The following is a 17,396-nucleotide window of genomic DNA, read 5'->3' on the forward strand; positions in this document are numbered from 1 at the left end:
CGAGCGCGTCGTCGCTACCGGCCTTCCTCGTCGAGTTCGAGGTCGGCGACGATTTCGTACGGCGACGACCCCTTTCGGATGCCGTCGAGGATGGCGAACGCCTCCTTCGGCGAGAGGAACTGCCGGGTCACGGCGAGGCCGAGCGGCGTCGGGTCGAGGCCGTCGATGAAGCCCCACTCCAAGAGCTTCCCCACCGCGTGGGTCGTCGGCAACTCACCGAGCATCCGGTTGTTGAGCGCCTTGGCCTTCGTGCCGGCGACGACGATGTTCGCCAGCGTCTCCTCGACGGCCGACGACTGGTCGTACACCGTTCGAACCTCCTCCATCTCGCCTTTGAGGAGTTTGAACGCCACCTCGTCTTCGGTCATCTCCATCGTGTTGTGATAGCTCGCGTCGGGTTCGACGAGCAGGTAGACGACGCCCTTGTCGTGGTAGTCGGGGCGGCCGGCGCGGCCGAGCATCTGGCTGAACTCCTGGACGGAGAGCCACTCGATGCCCATCGCCAGCGTGTCGAAGATGACCTGCGACGCCGGGAAGTCGACGCCGGCGGCGAGCGCGGCGGTCGTCACGACGGCCGCGAGGTCCTGATTGGCGAACTGTCGCTCCACGCGCTTTCTTTGGCCGTAGTCGAGGCCGGCGTGGTACGCCGCGGCGTTGTAGTCCATCTTCCGGGCGATTTCGTGACACCGCCGCCGGGAGTTGGTGAAGATGATGGTCTGACCGCGGTAGCCCTTCGAGGACTTCGAGTCGAACGCCTGCCGCACGAGGCGGTTTTCGATTCGCGGCTTCTCTTGGCCGTCGGCGAAGGTGACGTGGCGCTCGATGGGCACGGGGCGGTCTTCGTACTCGACGAGGTTCGCCCGGAGGTTCTGTGCGAGCCACTTCGGGTTGCCGACGGTCGCAGAGAGGTAAATCCACTGCGCGCCGCCGTAACCCTCGCTGCGGTCCGCGCGGGACTCGCAGTAGTGTTTCAGGCGGGCTATCATCCCGTCGAGGCGGTGGCCGCGTTCCTCTTCTTTCAGGGTGTGGACCTCGTCGATGACGACCGTGCCGATGTCGCCGAGGTCTTTGCCCGTCCGGAGCGCGTGGTCGATACCCTCGTAGGTGCCGACGATGACGTCGGCGTTCGGGTCGAAGCGGTTGCCGTCGTCGTTGATTCGGCTCGCGCCGACGCGGATGGTCACCTTCCCGAGGTGGCCGTAGCGCTCCTTGAAGTCCTCGTGTTTCTGGTTGGCGAGCGCGACGAGCGGGACGAGAAACAGCATCTTCCCGTCGTCGTTCAGCATCCGGTTGATACCGGCGAGTTCGCCGACGAGCGTCTTCCCGGTCGCCGTCGCGCTCACCACGAGTTGGTCGTCGCCGTCGAGCAGGCCGTTGTCGATGGCGAGGCTCTGGACGGGGAGCAGGGTGTCGAAGCGCTCCGTCAGCATCGATTTCAGGTTCGGGTGGAGGTCGAGCGTGCTCGTCTCGACCAACTCCACGTCCTCCGTCGTCGCGCTGATGGTGTCGAACTTCGTCAGGTCGGGGTCCAACTCGCCTTGCAGTAGGTTCGTGATACGGGTCAGGTCGCCCGTCTCGTACAGCAGTTCCTCCAGGCGCTCTTGGGCAGCCTGCGTGAGCCCGCCCGCGAATGAGAGTTCGCCCTCCAGTTCTTGGACGGCGCAGTCGCGGCAGATGTGCTCGTGTTCGGCCTTGATGGCCGTGTCGTCGGTGATAGGCGAGTAGCGCCCGTTGACGGCACAGCGGCGGCAGGTCCGCACCGTCAGCGCCTCGAGCTGGTAGCCGTCGAGCATCTCCTTTAGCTCGTCGCGGCCGTCCTTCGGCGTCTGCTGCGAGATGCGGATGCGGGCGGCCGACCGGGCGAGTTCGACGAACTGGCTCGGGTCGCGCGGCGAATCCTCTCCCTTCCGCGTCACCAGAAAGCGCAGGGGGCGGGGCCCCGCGTTCGTCTCTTTGAGTTCGAGCTTGCCGCGGAGCACCCGCTTTCCGTCCCGGCGGGCGACGACGAGGTAGTCGTCGCCCGTCTGGTGGAGAAACAGCGTGTCGACGCGGGTGACCTGTTTAGACACGGTCCCTGCTACGGCGACGTGGTATTTCAGCGATTCGCCTGCGACCGCTCAGATTCGATAGCGACCCGCACACGCCTTCGTACCGTGTCTTCGAGCCCCGACCCCCGAGGGCAACCGACGGCCACTGACGGCAACCGCGCTCAGGCGTCGGCGTCGGCGGCGAGTTCGATGGCGTCGTCGCCGTTGGGGACCGCACAGAGGAACGCCCCCTCCTCGTCGGACTCGTTTCGATACCAGTGGACGACGCCGGCGGGAATCAGAAGCGAGTCCCCGGCTTCGACCTCGTACTCCTCGTCGCCGATGCCGACGACGTAGCGTCCCGAGAGGACGTACTGTTCGTGTTCGACCTCGTTCGTGTGTTTCGGGACCGACGCGCCGGGGTCGAGGACGAACCGCCGGATGGCGAAGTTCGGCGCGCCGTCGGCCTCGGAGACGAGGACGCCCTTCGACATCCCGTCGGCCGCGCCGACCGCCTCGTACTCGATGTCCGCGCTCCGCTTGACCACCGGCTCCGGTCGGGAATCGCTCATATCTCCCCGTCGATTGCCCGCCCGCGTAAGCATTTCCCCGTCTCTCCGCCCTGACTGCTTAAGGCCCCTCCGCGGCTACCTACGGGTATGCGAGGAATCCGCATCGGTAGCGTCTTCGGTATCCCGATAAAGTTGGACCTCACGTTCCTCATCGTTCTCCCGCTTTTCGCGTGGCTCATCGGCTCGGACGTGACGAATCTCGCGGCCATCGTCAACGACCTCTTCGGCTCGACCATCGACGGCGCGGCCATCTCCGCGGGGTCGATGCAGTGGGTGCTCGGGAGCGCGGCCGCCATCGGGTTGTTCGCCGGCGTCCTGCTCCACGAGTTCGGCCACTCGCTCGTCGCCATGCGCTACGGCTACGAAATCGAGTCCATCACGCTCTGGCTCTTCGGCGGCGTCGCCCGGTTCAAGGAGATACCCGAGGACTGGAAACAGGAGTTCACCATCGCCGTCGCCGGCCCGGTCGTCTCGGTCGCCATCGGCGTCGCCTCCTACGCCGGCTTCCTGTTGCTCCCCGAGTCGCAGGCCCCCGCGCAGTTCGTCCTCGGTTATCTCGCGTTGGTGAACGTTTCTCTCGCCGTGTTCAACATGCTCCCCGGCTTCCCGATGGACGGCGGGCGCGTCCTCCGGGCGCTCCTCGCGCGGAACCGCCCGCACGCGAAAGCGACGCAGATGGCCGCCGAGGTCGGTAAGGTGTTCGCATTCCTGCTCGGCCTGTTCGGCCTCTTTTTCAACCTGTTTCTCGTCGCCCTCGCCTTCTTCATCTACATGGGCGCGTCCGGCGAGGCCCAACAGACGGTCCTCAAGGCGACGTTCCAGGACGTGGTCGTCCGCGACATCATGACCGGCCGCGAGAACCTCGACGTGGTCGACGAGAAGACCTCCGTCGCGGAGCTTCTCGAACGCATGTTCGTCGAGCGCCACACGGGGTATCCGGTGCTCAGAAACGGCGACCTCGTCGGCATGGTCACCCTCGACGACGCCCGCGGCGTCAAGGAGGTCGAGCGCGACGCCTTCCGCGTCGACGACATCATGAGCGACGAACTGGCGACCATCACCCCCGACGCCGACGCGATGGACGCCATCGCCCTCATGCAGGAACGCGGTGTGGGCCGCCTCCCGGTCGTCGACGAGGCGGGCGAACTCGTCGGCCTCGTCTCCCGGTCGGACCTCGTCACCGCCTTCAACATCATCCGCAGTCGCGGGTCGCTCGACGCCATGCCCCGCTCCGACGCCGGCCTCGCACAGCTTCGCTGACCAGTCGCTCGCTGGCTAGATTACTCGCCGTCGCGGCTGCCCAACCGTCCGTCGTCGCGGCCGATTTGACTTCGTTCTTCGCCGTCCGTCTCCGCTTCGCGCGCCGCCTCGACCGCCGCTTCGCTCTCGTAGAGGTCGACCGTCGCGTTCGACCGGAACCACGCCATCGCCTCGTCGAGCGCCGCCGGGTCGCCGCCGGTGAGTTTGACTCGCGTCGGCCCGCCGCTGTTGGGGTAGCTCCCGACGCCGACGCCGAAGCGCTCTGTGACCTCCCCGAGTTCGCGGGCGACGGCTCCCTCGGGCGCGTCGGCGTAGACCACCCGCGACCGAACGTCGCCGGCGAACCGCTCGGCGATGGACTCGAACATCGGCTTCATCTCCGTGGGGATGCCCGGCAAGACGTAGACGTTCCCCGCCCGACAGCCGGGCGCGAGCCCCTCCTCGTTCGGGAGCACCTCGGCGTCGGCGGGCATCGAGGCGTACCACTCCGGTTCGAGGTCGAAGTCGATGTCCGGCCGGCGTTCGAGAATCGCCGCGATGGTCGATTCGACCTGCGCCGCGGCCTCCTCGTTGACGACGAACGCCCGGTCGAGACCGGCGGCGACGGCCTCCATCGTGATGTCGTCCGGCGTCCCGCCGAGGCCGCCCGTGACGAGGACCGCGTCGAAGACGGCCGCCCAGTCAGCGACCGTCTCGGCGATGACTCCGTGGTCGTCGGGAACCGTCTGAATCCGCGCCACCGTCGCCCCACCCTCGGTGAGCCGCCGGGCTAACCACGTCGCGTTCGTGTTCTCGATGTCTCCCGCGAGCAGTTCGTTGCCGACGGTGAGGATGGCGATTTGCATGGCCGAGTGCTAGTACTTCCAGACGAAAGACCTGCCCGTTTCCGGCGTTCCCTTCGCGTTGTCGACGACGGCCATACCGCCGCTTCGGAACTGGTCGCGCCCGACGGTTCGAGCGCCGAAAAGCGAGGTGGACCGACGACGACCTCGTGGACCGACCGATTAGCCCGTCGGAACTGTTGGGCCGACGGGGTCTTCGTTGTCCTCCGGGTCGCCGCGGTTGAGTATCGCGTCGCGGATGCGGTCGAACACCGAGTCGTCCGCGCGGAGTTGGGTGCTCATCCCGTGATGAATGTTAGTGTGTGACGCACTTGGGTCTGGCGGGCGGTTCGAGATGCTCCTGTTTCGATTGCGGCGCTCACCGGTCGAGATGTAAAGAAGAGGTCCAGGTGCGAGAATTGAACGCCGTGAGGTTCCACCTCACGTATTCACGCTCGTTTCACTCGCGTGAACCCCGGTCGCTCTGCTCACTCCGTTCGCATCGCTCCCCGGTTCAATTCTCTCGGGTTCGACTTCGCACATTCTCCATGGTACTCGCGGTGCTCGCTGGCGCGAGCACACGCTCGAAAGAGTGAGAATGTGAAGAAGGTCCAGGTGCGAGAATTGAACCCGCGTCTCAGCCTCCACAAGGCTGAAGGATAGTCCACTACCCCAACCCGGACACGTTGCAACCCTTCCTAATTCGCTACGACTAAAATACGTTACGCTACGGTCCCGGAATGACAGTACGTAACAGAGGTCGCCCCCATCGACCACTCCGCGACGGCGAGCGGGACGCTTTTGCCGCGGTGGCCCGAACTCCCGGGTAGCAGTGGCTATCACCGACAAGATCTATCTCAAAAACCACCGCCAAATCGTCTCGCAACTGGATACGAACATCCCCAAGCGCGTCTTCAGCGGTGCGACCCTCGAAATCCTCTACTCCGGCGAGGGCCTCGCCAAGGTGGACGACGCCACCCGCGACCGCCTGCTCGACTTCGCGCAGGACTTCCTCGACTGCGAGAATTCGGACGACATCTACACCGGCTACCCCGAGCGCCAGTTCATCGAGTACCTGCTGGAACTCCGCGCGCAGGGCCTCGGCCCCGACGCCATCGTGGACGTGATGAGCGACGACTACATGGTGTACGCCTACCCCGGCGACGTGCTTTCGTTCCTCGACGACTCGGTCCGGACGCTCGAATCGGTCGAGGCGCTCGCGGACGTGGAAGGAGACAGAGAGATGCAGAACGAGGCGCGGCGGGCGAAGCAGGACCTCGTCGGTCCTCGCTGAAATCGGTGGGCGCGGACGCCGCGGCGGAGACGACGACGCTTAGCCGAGGCGGAACGACGGCTCGTCGCCCGTATCGAGGTCTTCCAGTTGGATGACCTCCTCCACGTCGTCGTGGTCGTTTTCGACCTGCTCGCGCAGGTAGTTCACGTAGCCTTTGTGCTCTTCGAGTTGCTCGCGGAGGTGTTCGGCCTCCAGTTCGAGGCGTTCGTGCTCGCGGATGAAGCTCTTGGGAACCTCCACGGTCGGCGGGAACGACTCGTCTTCGCCCTCGCGCAGCTTTTCGAGTTCGTGTTTGGGGACGACCTGCACCTGACCGTCGTGGGCAACTAACGTGTCCACGTAGTCGCGGAAGACGGCGGACAGGGAGATGTCCCGCTCCTCGGCTATCTCCCGAAGGGTCTCGAACGCGTCCTCGTTGACGCGAAACGAGATGGTCTTGTTCTTGTTGCCCATGATATTGGTCGGTCCGTGGTGAGGCCACTTAATGGTTCGTCAGACGAGGGGTCCCGGGCGTCGTGATTCGTCGCAAAAAGGGGCGTGTGACGGTGGAACTCGGCCGTCGGTTGTGTTCGGTCGGCGTTCAGGCCGACGCGCACGAAACGGAGCGAGACGCCCGCTTACGCGCTCAGTTCGTCGGCCTGTTCGAGGCTTTCGAGCGCGGCGATGGCGGCGCGCTTGTACTCCTCGGGGTCGAGGTCGTAGTGCTCGCGGGCCATCCGCGCGTACTCGTCGCCCTCGTCGTCGAACGCCGCGATGCGGTCGAGCGTCTTGTCCGCGGTCTCCGTCACCCAGCGGTCGCGCGTGGCCGCGTCGACCTCGGTGATGGACTCGGGGCGGACGGAGACGTTGATGCTGCCGTCGTCGGTCTCGTAGGTCCGCGGCTTGCCGACGACCGCGACGTAGGCGGGCGCGTCGAGGTCGCGCAGCGCGCTGGCGGCCTCGGGCTGGTACTGGCCGGCGTAGACGAAGAACGTCCCCGTCGGGTCGACGATGCGACCGCGCCAGTACTCGTTGTCCTCGCCGACGTCTTCCTTCTCGGTCAGCGTGCCGACGAGGAAGACGCGGTTGGCGCTCTCTCCCGTCGGGAGCAGCAGATAGACGGGCGCGCGCTCGTCGTCCGACTCTTTGAACGTGTAACCGGCGTCATTGAACTCCTGTGCGAAGACGCGCCGGGCGACCTCTCGGGTGGGGATTTCGTTGGAACTCATTTACATCGACCTCGCTTTGATGAGCAGTTCTTCTGCGTCCGCCGGCTCGCGCAGCCGCTCGACTTCGTTGGCGAGCACGTACCGGCCCAGCGTCGGGCCGGTGACGCGGTAGTAGAACCCCACGAGGTCACCGCGCATCTCCTCTTCGACGATGGTGGTGTCGAGGGCGTCCATGGCCATCTGCTTCGCCTCGTCCAGTTCGATACCGGTCAGCTCCTCCGTCATCTCTCTGTTGAAGATGACTTCGTGGACCTCGTCGCCGTCGTCGACGACGGCCTTGATTCGGAGGTCGAACTCGCCTTCGACGCTGCCGTGTTCGGAACAGCGCCCGTTCTGGAGGACGCGCGTACAGCCCTCCTCGGGACAGCGCTTGATGAGGCCGCTTCCGGACTGGATGTCCACGAGCGCGCCCTCGACGCTGGTCGAGTCGTCGCCGACTTCGATTTCCTCGTCGAGTTCGGTGATGCTCGTCGTCCGGTTGAGCTTCACGGAGAAGTTGCCCTGGTACTCGTCGGTGACGACGTTGCCGAGCGCGTACGACTTCCCCTCTTCGAGTTCGGGGAGTTCGGACGTGGTGAAGGCGATGAACTTCATCCGCCCGGAGTCGTCGCCGAGCAGGCCGACCTGCGCGACGGACTCGCTCCGGGGTTCCCAGAGTTCGACGACCTTCGCGCGGACGTCGACCCACTGCTCGTCTTGGTCGATGTCGTTGAGCAGGGTCTGTTCGTTCCCGCCGGCGCCGCCGGCGAGCTCGTCGCGCTCGATGCCGGCCTCGTCGAGGTAACTGTTGACGACGCTCCGCCGCGCTTCGTCGACGGGGACGCGGTACTCGCTGACGAGGCTCTCTAATCGTTCTTCGACTTCGTCCGCGGACACGTCTAAGTGGTCCGAGAACTGGTCGGCTATCTCAGCCGCATGGGTTCGCAAATCAGTCATGGTCTACCTCGCCTCCACCTTGGTTTCCATTGGGAGGCATATCGAGGTTGGATGCGTATTCATATAAAAATGTCTGAGCCGGAGTGAAAGTGAACGTCACGCCGGAGAGCGCGCCGGAACCGTCGCACCGAGCGAGGAATTGATAGCCACGGGGACGCATTCGACACCATGGACGACCGCCTCGAAAGCATCATCCGCAGCGCCGCCCGCTCGGCCGGCAAGCGCTACGAGGAGGCCAAGCGCGCCTACCGAGACGGTCGTGACTCGGCCCCGGCGAACTCGCTCCCGCGGGACGCCGAGGGCCGCGCGAAGCTCGTCTGTCGCCGCCACGCCGAGCGCCGCGCCGTCGCCGTTGACGGGAAGGGCCGGCCCGCCTGCTTCGACCCCGACCACCCCGACTGCCAGGGCTGCGTCGAGGACATCCGCGAGGGGATGGTCGAGACGTGGTAGGCGACGCGGGGGAGCGAGCCGACCGCGACGTGGTACGGTTTTGAGGCTGTGGCACCACCGGCCCGTATGGACCGCCCACTCGTCGCGCTCGTCCTCGCCGGCGGCACCGGCACCCGCCTGTACCCCGCGAGCCGGAGCGACCGGCCCAAGCAGTTCCTCCCGCTCGGCGGCGACCGCTCGCTGCTCGCGGAGACCGTCGCCCGCGCCGACTTCGCTGACCACGTCGTCGTCTCGACGCGTCCCGCGTTCGCCGACGACATCGCTGACCACGCGCCCGACGCCGAGGTCGTGGTCGAGCCCGCGGCCAAGGACACCGGCCCGGCGCTCGTCTACGCGACCCACCGCATCGCCGCATCGTACGACGACCCGGTCGTGGTCGTCCTCCCGAGCGACCACCACGTCGGCGACGGCTTCGCCGAGGCGATGACCAGCGGGGCGCGCGTCGCCGCCGACACCGACTCCCTCGTCGCCTTCGGCGTCGAACCCACTCGCCCGGAGACCGGCTACGGCTACATCGAACCCGGCGCGGACCGCGGCGACGCCCGCGACCTCGCCGCGTTCCACGAGAAACCGGACGCCGAGACGGCCGCCCGCTACGTCGACCAGGGCTACCTCTGGAACGCCGGGATGTTCGCGTGGACGCCCGAAGCGCTGTTTTCCGCCGCGCGCGACTCGCCGCTTTCCCCCCTCCTCGACGCCCTCGACGACGGCGACGCGGACGCCGGCTTCGCGGCGGTCGAAGGCGTCAGCATCGACTACGCGGTGATGGAGCGCGCCGCCGACGCGGCGGTCGTCCCGGCCGATTTCGAGTGGGACGACCTCGGCTCGTGGGACGCCCTCGAACGCATCGTCGACGCCGACGAGAACGGCAACGTCGCGCTCGGGGACGACCCGGTGTTCGTCGACGCCGCGGACAACGTCGTCGCCACCGACGGCGCGACCGTCTCGCTCGTCGGCGTCTCCGACCTCGCGGTCGTCGCGTGGGACGACCGGGTGCTCGTCGTCCCGAAAGAGGAGGCGCAGAAAGTTCGCGAGGTGGTGTCGCGGCTGAAGCGGAAAGAGATGTTCTGACCGAACGGTTCTTCGTCGCGTAGTTCAGCCTGATTGACAGTATGGGCGACAGGCACCTCCCGAACCGACGACAGCGCGTCGAGCAGTTACTGACGCAGTACGAGTGTCTCCAGAGCGAAAAACAGGACCTCATCGACCAACAGAGCAGGCGGATTCAGGGGCTGATGGCCGCCATCGCCGCCGTCATCGGCTACGCGCTCTACGCCGGCCACCTCGTGTATCTCGGGATGGTTCCGATTCTCATCGGTCTCGTGTTCGTCGAGGTGATTCTCACTCACAACCAGATGCTCTTCGTGGCGAAGCATCTCGCCGTCATCGAGGCGGCGCTCGCGGGGTCGTCGGACTCCCCGTTCAGACACGAACGCGTCCGCGGCGGCGTCTTCGGCGACGAGCGCGGGAGGGGACGATGGCTCGCGCTGGCCGACGTTCCGCACCTGTTTCAGCTCGCGCTCGGCGTCGTCGCGTACGGCTGTTTCGCCGTCATTTCGACGCGCCCCGTGGCGTGGGAGCGCTACGGCGGCACCGTCCCGTCGGTCGTCGGCATCGACCTAAACGCCGACCTCGTCGGCGCGGCGCTTCTCGTGTACTTCGCCGGCCTGCTCCTCGTGGGACTCTCGCACCTCGCGCTCAGGTCGCGGGTCCACCGGGGCGTGGCGGCGTCGGTGTCTCCCTCAAAAATTGCGCCGTGACCGGCGGGGCGGCTCAGGCGCTCCGCAGCCGCCCGCCGTCGACCGGGACACACGCCCCGGTGACGAAGCTCGCGCGGTCGCTGGCGAGGAACGCGACCACGTCGCCGAGTTCGCGCGGATCACCGACGCGGCCCAGCGGAATCCCGTCGGACCACGAGTCGAGGCCTTCTTCGTACGTGTCGTGGTCGCCGCGCTCGACGGCCGCCTCGACCAGTTCCTCGATGCGACTCGTCTCGTGTGCGCCCGGCAGGACCGCGTTCACCCGCACGCCCGGCGCGAGTTCGCGCGACAGCGACTTCACGAGGCCGATGACGCCGCGGCGGACCGCGTTCGAGAGGATGAGGTCGTCGATGACCTCCTTGACCGACGTGGAGGTGATGCAGGTAATCGTCCCCGCGTCGCTCGCTTCGAGGTGCGGCCGCGCCGCCCGCACGGTCCAGACGGCGCTCATGACGAGCATGTCGAACGCGCCGTACCACTCCTGTTCGGTCAGGTCAGCGAAGCCGCCCGGCGGCACGCCGCCGGCCGAGGTGACGACGTGGTCGACGCCGCCGAACTCCTCGACGGCAGCCTCGACTAGCGCCTCCACGTCTCCCTTGTTCGTGATGTCGGTCTCGACGCCGAGCACGTCGCCGTCGAGGTCGCCAAGCTCCGATTCGGTCGCCGCGAGGCGCTCGGGGTCGCGCCCGCAGACGACGACGTTCGCTCCTTCGTCGGCCAGCGCCGCGGCGCTCGCGCGCCCGAGACCGGCCGAACTCGCCGTGACGACGACCGTGTCGCCGTCGAGTCCGAGTTCCATGTCCGGGGCGACGACCGCCGCGAGCAAAAGCGTGGGCCTCGCGGCACGACGTGTGGCGAATCGGGCCGTCAGAACGGCGGGTCGGTGCGGTCGGCTGCGCGCTGTACGGGCTCAGACGCCGTCGGCGTGCCGGCGGACGCGAACCCGGCCGTCGCTCGTGACGCCGACGAACAGCTGTTCTTTGATTTCACGTCCCTCCACCGCGTCGCCGGCGGCGTCGGAGACGATTTTCATCAGGTCCGGCGCGGTCTGGTTCACCTTCACGCCCGCCTCGTCGCAGGCGTCGTACACCTGCTTGGGCACGTCGTAGAGGTCGCTTCCGGTCGGGACCTCGACGCGGACCGGCGCGGTGAGCGCGTCCACGAACGTCACCGTCTCGCGGGCCTTCTCGACGTTGGCGCGGGCGCTGGCTTCGATGCTGGAGACGTTCGCGCGCGAGGTGCCGAGGAAGTCGGCGATGGTCGACTGGCGGACCCCACGCTCGCGCAGCGCGAGCACCTCCGCCTGCCGTCGCGTGAGGACGCTCGTCTCCGGGTCGAACCCCGCTCTGTCGAGCAGTTGGTCTACGTCGGGGACCGTCTCGTCGTCGCGTCCGGCGTCGCTCATACCTCGGGGTAGGTCTCGGGGGTGAAAAAAGATACAGCAGGCTGACTGTCCACGGGACGCCGCCGCCGACTCGGCGTTACTCGCCCCAGAAGTTGTCTCGGCTGCCGAGCGCCTCGGGGCGCTTCGGACCGTCGCGACCGCTTCCCTTCGATTTGGCGTCCGCCCCGGTTGACTCGCCCGCCCCGCTCGTCTCTCCCGCCTCGTCCCCCTCGGCTTCGGGGTCGAGTGGCAGGCGCTCGACGACTTTCTTCGCGCGGGCGTGGCTCCCCTTCACCCGGTCGATGCGGACGATGGCGCGCGCGTCCGGCAGGAGCCCGTCCACGAAGACGATGAAGCCGTCTTCGGTCCGCCCGACGCCGGCACCGCTCTCGTGGATGTCCTCGACGGTGACGATGACCTCCTCCCCCGGCTTGACGGGCTGCTGTTTGAGCTCGGAGATGGGGCGCTCGTAGTGGTCGCACCACTCCGCGCCGCCGCGGTCGCCGTAGTACTGGCACCCCATGCCCGCGATTCGTTCTGAGAAGCTCGGGCAGTCGTCCGCGAGTGGACAGTCGGACATGCGGGGAGGTACACTAGGGGCACTCTAAACGCTTGCGGGTAGCCCGTCGCCCGCCGAAACGCTTTCCCTCGCGCGCTCGAACCCCGCGGTATGGCAGAACGCGTCCCCGAGTTCGCACTCCTTATCGGCGTCTTCCTCGGCCTCTCTGCGACCGTCTCCGCGGCGGTTCTTTCGGGCGCGCTGTTTCGCCCGCTCCTGTTCGGTGCCGCCGTCTGTTACCCCTTCGCCGCCTTCGGCGTCCTCCGGTCCGAAGACCCCTCTGAGGCGCTGCCGCCGCGGGTCGTCCTCGGCCTCGGCGTAGCCATCGGCCTCCTGACCGCGGCGGCCGCCGTCCTCGAACGCGCGACGGTCGAACCGCTCGACGGCGTGTTCGCCGCCGTCGTGGTGTCGCTTCCGCCCGTCGCCTACGCGGTCCGGTTCGGCGCGGACGTGAACCCGCTGTCGCCGGTCCAGTCGCTCGCCTGCTGTGCGGTCGTCGGCGCGGCGTTTCTCGCGCTCGCCCCGCGCCTCGGGACGACGAGCGCGCTCCTCGGGTTCGTTCTCGGACTCTCGGGCGCGCTCTACGCCGACGCCCGCGGATTCAGGCCGACACACCGCCAACAGCGCGCCGGCATCGCCGCGGGCGTGTTCGTCGGCGTCGCGGTCGCGGCCGCCGGCGTCGCGACGGGTCTCCCTCTCGGGCCGACCACGGCCGCGGCTGTCGCCGCGGCGCTCACGCCGAGTCTGTCCGTCGCGCTCGCGAGAAACCGGGGACAACCCCATCGCTTTCGGTCGTAGCGGGCGCGTGAAACTCCGCAAAAATCTGGACCAAAAAGAACGCCGAACTCAGGCCAGCGGCGTCCGCTCGACCACCGTGCCATCGTAGGTCGGGTACTGCTCGACGATTTCGCCGTCGTCGACGTCGCCGTCTTCGATCATCTCTTCGAGGAGCCACCACGCGACCTCGACGTGGTTCGACTTGATGCTGTAAAACTCGTCGGGGACGCCGAGTTCGATGAAGCGCTCGGCGGGGGTGTAGGTCTTGCCGTAGACGAGCGTGCCGTCGTCCGTCACCTCGTCGAAGGGGCGGCGGAGGTTGCGGGCCATGCGCTTCAGGCGATTTCTGTGCTGGGCGGCGTCCTTGAACACGGAGGTACAGAAGTAGACGCGCTCGTGGTCGCCCATCTCGTCGAGGATGGCCTCCTTCGAGCCGTCGACCGCCGACATGTGGCCGTCTTGCAGTTCGTAGCCCTTCTCCTGCATCCGGCGGTAGTTCCCGTCGGACATCTCGAACTCGTTGATGTTGCAGAACTCCGCGGCCCCCTCGTCGAGGAAGTCGAGGAACTCCGGTTCCGCGCGGATGCCCGGAATCTCGAACGCCGGGGTGAGGCCTTCTTCGCGGGCGATGTAGAGGATATCTTCCCATTCGGTGCCGTGCATGTCGCCCCAGAGTTCGAGCGGCGGGTGGAACCGAATCTCGTCGAGGCCGGCCTCAGCGAGGCGGCGCATGTTCTCGCGGCCGCCAGTGATTCCCGTATAGAGGTGGATGTGGTGGTCCTCACCGAACTCGTCTTTGAGAAGCGAGATGTATCGGCAGGTCTTGTCGAGCGCCTCCTGCGGTTCGCCGCCGGTGATGGACGACCCGAGCGCGTCCATGCGTTTCGCCTCCTCGATGACGTCGGCGTCGGACTCGACTTTCCGCTCGTTGGCGTACACGTCGGTGACGTTCTTGCGATTCTCGCCGAGCGGGCAGTAGAAACAATCGCGCTGGTCGCAGTACCCGTAGACGAACAGCACCATCTTCCCGCCCATGGCGCACTGTTCGCATCCCTTCGAGATCATTCGATTACGGAACCATACTTGGTGCATCGTCAAAAGGCGTCCGACTTCGCCCGGAGCACCTCCCGCTCGCCGGTACGATTATTATTGTCTGTGACTGACAACACGCCATGTCTCTCGGTTCCGTCGTTCGTGCTGAGGGCCCGGTACGGGTGCTCCTCGTCGACGACACCGAGTCCGCCGCGGACACGATGTCGGCGCTCAGCGGCTGTGACCGCCTCGATGTCGCGGCGGTCGACGCGCCGACCGCGGCGGTCGACGCGCACGCCGAGTCGCCGTTCGACTGTATCGTCACCGAGTTCGAATTCGACGGCACCGGCGGTCTCGACGCGCTCCTTCGCGTCCGCGAGCTGCCGAACCCGCCGCCCGTGATTCTGTTCACCCGGCTCGACTCCGAGGAGACGGTCCGCGAGGCGGTCGCCGCCGGCGTCGCCGACGTGGTCGACAAGCGACCGACCGACGCTCAAATCGCGGTGCTCGCCCACCGCATCTCGAAGGCGGTCGCCGCGGCCCGCCAGTCGACCGAACTCGACGAACTGCACGCGTGGCTCCGCGTCGTCGCCGAGCAGTCGCTCGTCGGCCTGTACGTGATACGCGACGGCCGGGTCGCGTTCGTCAACGAGTATCTCTCGAACTTGCTCGGCTACGACACGGACGAGGTGGTCGGCCGACCCATCACCGAGTTCGTCGTCGAAGAAGACCGCGCCATCGTCGAAGAGAGCCTTCGAAACAGGTCCCACGGCAGCGTCGAATCGATGTCGTACACCGTTCGCGTCCGTGATTACGCCGACGAGCTGACCGCGCTGGAAATCACCGGTCAGCGGACGACGGTCGACGGCGAGCCGGTCGTCGTCGGGACCGCGATGGACGTCACGGCCCGACTGGAGTCCGAACGACTCCTCAGACGGTCCGAGCGTCTCACCAGCCAAATCATCTCGTCGCTCCCGGATATGGTGTTCATCTCGGAGCCCACCGAGTTCGACATCGTCTACATCAACGACCAGTTCGAGAGCGTCTGGGGACGCGACGTGTCGCTTCTCTACGATGACCCGAACTCGTTCCTCGACCTCATCCACGTCGACGACCGAGACCAACTGACGCGGGCTATCGACGAGATGTTCGTCGACATCCGAGACGGTGCCGTCGACGACCAGTACGAGTACGAGTTCCGATTCGTTCCCGAGGGGAGCGAGCGTATCCACTGGGCCACCGCCCGCGCGGTCCCGCTCCTCGGTGAGAACGGCGACGTGACGAACATCCTCGGCGTGATTTCCGACCTCACGGAACGCATCAGCCACGAGCGCGAACTCGCCCAGCAGAACGCCCGGCTCGACGCCTTCGCCCGCGTCCTCTCGCACGACATCCGCGGCCCGCTGGCGGTCGCACAGGGCCGGCTCGAACTCGCACGCGAACTCGACGACGACAGCCACCTCGACCACGTCGAGCGCGCCCACCGACGCATCACCGACGTGGTCGAAGACGTGCTGTCTCTCGCCCGCGACGAGCGCTCCGTCCTCGACGCGATGGAGGTCTCGCTGGCCGACGCCGCGGCCACCGGCTGGGAGATGTGCTCGTCGAACGCCGACCACGTCCGCTGTGAAATCGGCGAGCTTCCGGTGGTCGAAGCCGACGAGAGCCGGACGACGCGCCTCTTCGAGAACCTGTTTCGGAACGCGCTTCAGCACGCTCGAAACGGCCGCGCCGGCGCGGCCGACCGCGGCGACGAGCCGACGGGCCTCGTGATTCGCGTCGGCGCGCTTCCGTCGCGCCGCGGCTTTTTCGTCGAGGACAACGGGCCCGGCATCCCGGCGTCGATTCGCGACCGCGTCTTCGACGCCGGCTTTTCGACCAAAGACGGCGACGGAAACGGCCTCGGACTCGGCATCGTCCGGCAGATCGCCGACTCCCACGGCTGGGCGGTTCGGATCGTCGACGGCGCGGCCGGCGCGCGCTTCGAGGTGCTTTTCGACCCCGTCGGCGAGGCCGGCGCGGCGGAGTGAGCGCCGCGGCTCACGGGCGGGTCGCGACCGCGCGCCCGAGGTCGACCGCTCGCTCGGTGAGACCGACGGACCGCGCCACCGCGACCGCTCCCCCGAAAGCAGATATATCCCCGTGGCATAGGAGTCAACGATGCTCTTGGTCCTCTGTGTCGACCTCGACGACGACCTCGGCCGCAAGACGGGTCTGTCGACGCCCGTCGTCGGCCGACAGCGCGTCGAGGACGCCGCGGTGGCGCTGGCCACCGCGGACCCGGAGGACTCCGACGTGAACGTCCTCTTTCAGGGCATTCAGGTCCACGACGAACTCCTCGAATCGGAGGACGAGGAGGTCGAAGTCGCGGCGGTCACCGGGTTGGAGGGTAGCGACGTGAAGGCGAACCGAGCCATCGGCGACGAGATAGACACCGTCCTCGCGAGCCTCTCGACCGGCGAGCCCGTCCACGCCATCGTCATCACCGACGGCGCACAGGACGAGTCGGTCCTGCCGGTCATCCGCTCGCGCGTCCCCATCGACGGGGTTCGCCGGGTCGTCGTCAGGCAGGCCCAGAACCTCGAATCGATGTACTACACGATGAAGCAGGTGCTCGCCGACCCCGAGACCCGCGGGACCATCCTCGTCCCGCTCGGCATCCTGCTTCTCATCTACCCCTTCGTCACCATCGCCAGCTTCTTCGACGTGCCCGGCGCGGTCGTTCTCGGCCTCATCTCGGCGCTGCTCGGCCTGTACACGCTGTTCCGGGGCCTCGGCCTCGAATCAGCGGTCGACGAGGCGGCCGACCGCGCCCGGAACGTCCTCTACGCCGGCCGCGTCACCATCATCACCTACGTCGCCGCCGCGGCGCTCCTCGTCGTCGGCGGCGTCCGCGGGGTCGAACTCCTCGAAACCGTCTCGGAGAGCGTCGCGGGCGACCCCCCGGCGGGGCTCGTCCTCGCCACGCTCGTCCACGGCGCGGTCGAGTGGTTCGCCGCCGCCGGCATCACCAGCAGCCTCGGGCAGGTGACGGACGAGTACCTCCACGACCGCTTCAAGTGGCGCTATCTCAACGCGCCGTTCTACGTGCTCGCCATCGCCATCGTACTGTACGCGCTCTCGGGGTTTTTCCTCCCCGAGGGCGTCGTCGGCGTCCAGACGTTCTACCTCCCCGGGCTCGCCGTCGCGCTCACGGTCGGCACGCTCCTCGGCGTGCTGAGCACGCTCACGTTCGCGGTGGCGGAGTCGCGCTACCCGACCGGCTCCGACGGCGAAAACGAGCAACCGGCGTAATCGGCGTTCCCCCCGCCGACTG

At 67.3% G+C, this 17,396-nt stretch carries 18 protein-coding genes and 1 tRNA gene; 8 read left to right on the forward strand and 11 right to left on the reverse strand.

Translation table 11 applies throughout. The annotated features are described in order from the left end of the window. Positions 1 to 14: 14 nt before the first annotated feature. Entirely contained in the window at positions 15 to 2,069 is a 2,055-nt protein-coding gene (locus tag E4P24_RS01640) for a DEAD/DEAH box helicase (protein WP_188148017.1), read from the reverse strand. A gap of 140 nt (positions 2,070 to 2,209) precedes the next feature. Further along, positions 2,210 to 2,599 (reverse strand): cupin domain-containing protein, encoded by a 390-nt coding sequence (locus tag E4P24_RS01645; protein ID WP_115860580.1) that lies wholly within the window; start codon positions 2,597 to 2,599, stop codon positions 2,210 to 2,212. An 87-nt stretch (positions 2,600 to 2,686) separates the two neighbouring features. Here E4P24_RS01645 and E4P24_RS01650 point away from each other — a divergent pair, with 87 nt between their 5' ends. Further along, positions 2,687 to 3,859 (forward strand): M50 family metallopeptidase, encoded by a 1,173-nt coding sequence (locus tag E4P24_RS01650; protein ID WP_008606066.1) that lies wholly within the window; start codon positions 2,687 to 2,689, stop codon positions 3,857 to 3,859. A gap of 20 nt (positions 3,860 to 3,879) precedes the next feature. Here E4P24_RS01650 and E4P24_RS01655 read toward each other — a convergent pair whose 3' ends face one another. After that, positions 3,880 to 4,704 (reverse strand): molybdopterin-binding protein, encoded by an 825-nt coding sequence (locus E4P24_RS01655; RefSeq protein WP_188148018.1) that lies wholly within the window; start codon positions 4,702 to 4,704, stop codon positions 3,880 to 3,882. Between the two features lie 585 nt (positions 4,705 to 5,289). Beyond that, positions 5,290 to 5,362 (reverse strand) — tRNA-His (locus tag E4P24_RS01660). A 150-nt stretch (positions 5,363 to 5,512) separates the two neighbouring features. Here E4P24_RS01660 and E4P24_RS01665 point away from each other — a divergent pair. Next, positions 5,513 to 5,974, forward strand: coding sequence for a DUF5814 domain-containing protein (locus E4P24_RS01665; protein ID WP_144859988.1), 462 nt, complete (start codon positions 5,513 to 5,515; stop codon positions 5,972 to 5,974). A gap of 39 nt (positions 5,975 to 6,013) precedes the next feature. On the opposite strand, the gene E4P24_RS01670 is transcribed toward E4P24_RS01665, so the two are convergent. From E4P24_RS01670 to E4P24_RS01680, 3 genes are all read right to left on the reverse strand, one after another. Then, on the reverse strand, positions 6,014 to 6,427 hold the full coding sequence (locus tag E4P24_RS01670; protein ID WP_004044633.1) for a ribbon-helix-helix protein, CopG family: 414 nt from the start codon (positions 6,425 to 6,427) through the stop codon (positions 6,014 to 6,016). 164 nt (positions 6,428 to 6,591) lie between these two features. Beyond that, positions 6,592 to 7,182: an RPA family protein gene (locus E4P24_RS01675; RefSeq protein WP_004969002.1), complete on the reverse strand. Its 591-nt coding sequence runs from the start codon at positions 7,180 to 7,182 to the stop codon at positions 6,592 to 6,594. Then, positions 7,183 to 8,118, reverse strand: coding sequence for a hypothetical protein (locus tag E4P24_RS01680; protein ID WP_004065425.1), 936 nt, complete (start codon positions 8,116 to 8,118; stop codon positions 7,183 to 7,185). 168 nt (positions 8,119 to 8,286) lie between these two features. Here E4P24_RS01680 and E4P24_RS01685 point away from each other — a divergent pair, with 168 nt between their 5' ends. From E4P24_RS01685 to E4P24_RS01695, 3 genes are all read left to right on the forward strand, one after another. Next, positions 8,287 to 8,568 (forward strand): hypothetical protein, encoded by a 282-nt coding sequence (locus E4P24_RS01685; protein WP_004065423.1) that lies wholly within the window; start codon positions 8,287 to 8,289, stop codon positions 8,566 to 8,568. A 66-nt stretch (positions 8,569 to 8,634) separates the two neighbouring features. Continuing rightward, positions 8,635 to 9,639, forward strand: coding sequence for a mannose-1-phosphate guanylyltransferase (locus tag E4P24_RS01690; protein ID WP_115860578.1), 1,005 nt, complete (start codon positions 8,635 to 8,637; stop codon positions 9,637 to 9,639). 41 nt (positions 9,640 to 9,680) lie between these two features. Then, positions 9,681 to 10,328, forward strand: coding sequence for a hypothetical protein (locus tag E4P24_RS01695; protein ID WP_004044628.1), 648 nt, complete (start codon positions 9,681 to 9,683; stop codon positions 10,326 to 10,328). 13 nt (positions 10,329 to 10,341) lie between these two features. Here the strand turns inward: E4P24_RS01695 and E4P24_RS01700 are convergent, their stop codons facing one another. From E4P24_RS01700 to E4P24_RS01710, 3 genes are all read right to left on the reverse strand, one after another. Next, entirely contained in the window at positions 10,342 to 11,127 is a 786-nt protein-coding gene (locus E4P24_RS01700) for an SDR family oxidoreductase (RefSeq protein ID WP_115802095.1), read from the reverse strand. A 111-nt stretch (positions 11,128 to 11,238) separates the two neighbouring features. Continuing rightward, positions 11,239 to 11,733, reverse strand: a complete 495-nt coding sequence (locus E4P24_RS01705; protein ID WP_004044626.1) for a Tfx family DNA-binding protein — start codon at positions 11,731 to 11,733, stop codon at positions 11,239 to 11,241. A 76-nt stretch (positions 11,734 to 11,809) separates the two neighbouring features. Further along, a complete protein-coding gene (locus E4P24_RS01710; protein ID WP_004065411.1) occupies positions 11,810 to 12,292 on the reverse strand; it encodes a TRAM domain-containing protein in 483 nt (160 codons plus the stop codon). A 90-nt stretch (positions 12,293 to 12,382) separates the two neighbouring features. Here E4P24_RS01710 and E4P24_RS01715 point away from each other — a divergent pair, with 90 nt between their 5' ends. Next, positions 12,383 to 13,069: a hypothetical protein gene (locus E4P24_RS01715; RefSeq protein ID WP_188148019.1), complete on the forward strand. Its 687-nt coding sequence runs from the start codon at positions 12,383 to 12,385 to the stop codon at positions 13,067 to 13,069. 48 nt (positions 13,070 to 13,117) lie between these two features. Here E4P24_RS01715 and E4P24_RS01720 read toward each other — a convergent pair whose 3' ends face one another. Beyond that, positions 13,118 to 14,113, reverse strand: coding sequence for a radical SAM protein (locus E4P24_RS01720; protein WP_013035304.1), 996 nt, complete (start codon positions 14,111 to 14,113; stop codon positions 13,118 to 13,120). A gap of 107 nt (positions 14,114 to 14,220) precedes the next feature. Between E4P24_RS01720 and E4P24_RS01725 the strand changes: the two genes are divergently transcribed. Both E4P24_RS01725 and E4P24_RS01730 read left to right on the forward strand, forming a co-directional pair. Further along, positions 14,221 to 16,110, forward strand: a complete 1,890-nt coding sequence (locus E4P24_RS01725) for a PAS domain S-box protein (RefSeq protein WP_223173862.1) — start codon at positions 14,221 to 14,223, stop codon at positions 16,108 to 16,110. Between the two features lie 130 nt (positions 16,111 to 16,240). Next, positions 16,241 to 17,374, forward strand: a complete 1,134-nt coding sequence (locus E4P24_RS01730) for a DUF373 family protein (protein ID WP_004044621.1) — start codon at positions 16,241 to 16,243, stop codon at positions 17,372 to 17,374. The last annotated feature ends 22 nt before the right edge of the window (positions 17,375 to 17,396 follow it).

Origin of the sequence: Haloferax sp. AS1 (assembly GCF_014530665.1) — an archaeon.
Taxonomy (GTDB): domain Archaea; phylum Halobacteriota; class Halobacteria; order Halobacteriales; family Haloferacaceae; genus Haloferax; species Haloferax volcanii.

Bases quoted from the DNA above. Each gene is read 5' to 3' on its own strand.
- E4P24_RS01650 (WP_008606066.1), top strand. From the start codon at position 2,687: ATGCGAGGAATCCGCATCGGTAGCGTCTTCGGTATCCCGATAAAGTTG.
- E4P24_RS01710 (WP_004065411.1), bottom strand. From the start codon at position 12,292: ATGTCCGACTGTCCACTCGCGGACGACTGCCCGAGCTTCTCAGAACGA.
- E4P24_RS01695 (WP_004044628.1), top strand. From the start codon at position 9,681: ATGGGCGACAGGCACCTCCCGAACCGACGACAGCGCGTCGAGCAGTTA.
- E4P24_RS01655 (WP_188148018.1), bottom strand. From the start codon at position 4,704: ATGCAAATCGCCATCCTCACCGTCGGCAACGAACTGCTCGCGGGAGAC.
- E4P24_RS01700 (WP_115802095.1), bottom strand. From the start codon at position 11,127: ATGGAACTCGGACTCGACGGCGACACGGTCGTCGTCACGGCGAGTTCG.
- E4P24_RS01725 (WP_223173862.1), top strand. From the start codon at position 14,221: ATGTCTCTCGGTTCCGTCGTTCGTGCTGAGGGCCCGGTACGGGTGCTC.
- E4P24_RS01680 (WP_004065425.1), bottom strand. From the start codon at position 8,118: ATGACTGATTTGCGAACCCATGCGGCTGAGATAGCCGACCAGTTCTCG.
- E4P24_RS01720 (WP_013035304.1), bottom strand. From the start codon at position 14,113: ATGATCTCGAAGGGATGCGAACAGTGCGCCATGGGCGGGAAGATGGTG.
- E4P24_RS01670 (WP_004044633.1), bottom strand. From the start codon at position 6,427: ATGGGCAACAAGAACAAGACCATCTCGTTTCGCGTCAACGAGGACGCG.
- E4P24_RS01705 (WP_004044626.1), bottom strand. From the start codon at position 11,733: ATGAGCGACGCCGGACGCGACGACGAGACGGTCCCCGACGTAGACCAA.
- E4P24_RS01715 (WP_188148019.1), top strand. From the start codon at position 12,383: ATGGCAGAACGCGTCCCCGAGTTCGCACTCCTTATCGGCGTCTTCCTC.
- E4P24_RS01690 (WP_115860578.1), top strand. From the start codon at position 8,635: ATGGACCGCCCACTCGTCGCGCTCGTCCTCGCCGGCGGCACCGGCACC.
- E4P24_RS01685 (WP_004065423.1), top strand. From the start codon at position 8,287: ATGGACGACCGCCTCGAAAGCATCATCCGCAGCGCCGCCCGCTCGGCC.
- E4P24_RS01730 (WP_004044621.1), top strand. From the start codon at position 16,241: ATGCTCTTGGTCCTCTGTGTCGACCTCGACGACGACCTCGGCCGCAAG.
- E4P24_RS01675 (WP_004969002.1), bottom strand. From the start codon at position 7,182: ATGAGTTCCAACGAAATCCCCACCCGAGAGGTCGCCCGGCGCGTCTTC.
- E4P24_RS01645 (WP_115860580.1), bottom strand. From the start codon at position 2,599: ATGAGCGATTCCCGACCGGAGCCGGTGGTCAAGCGGAGCGCGGACATC.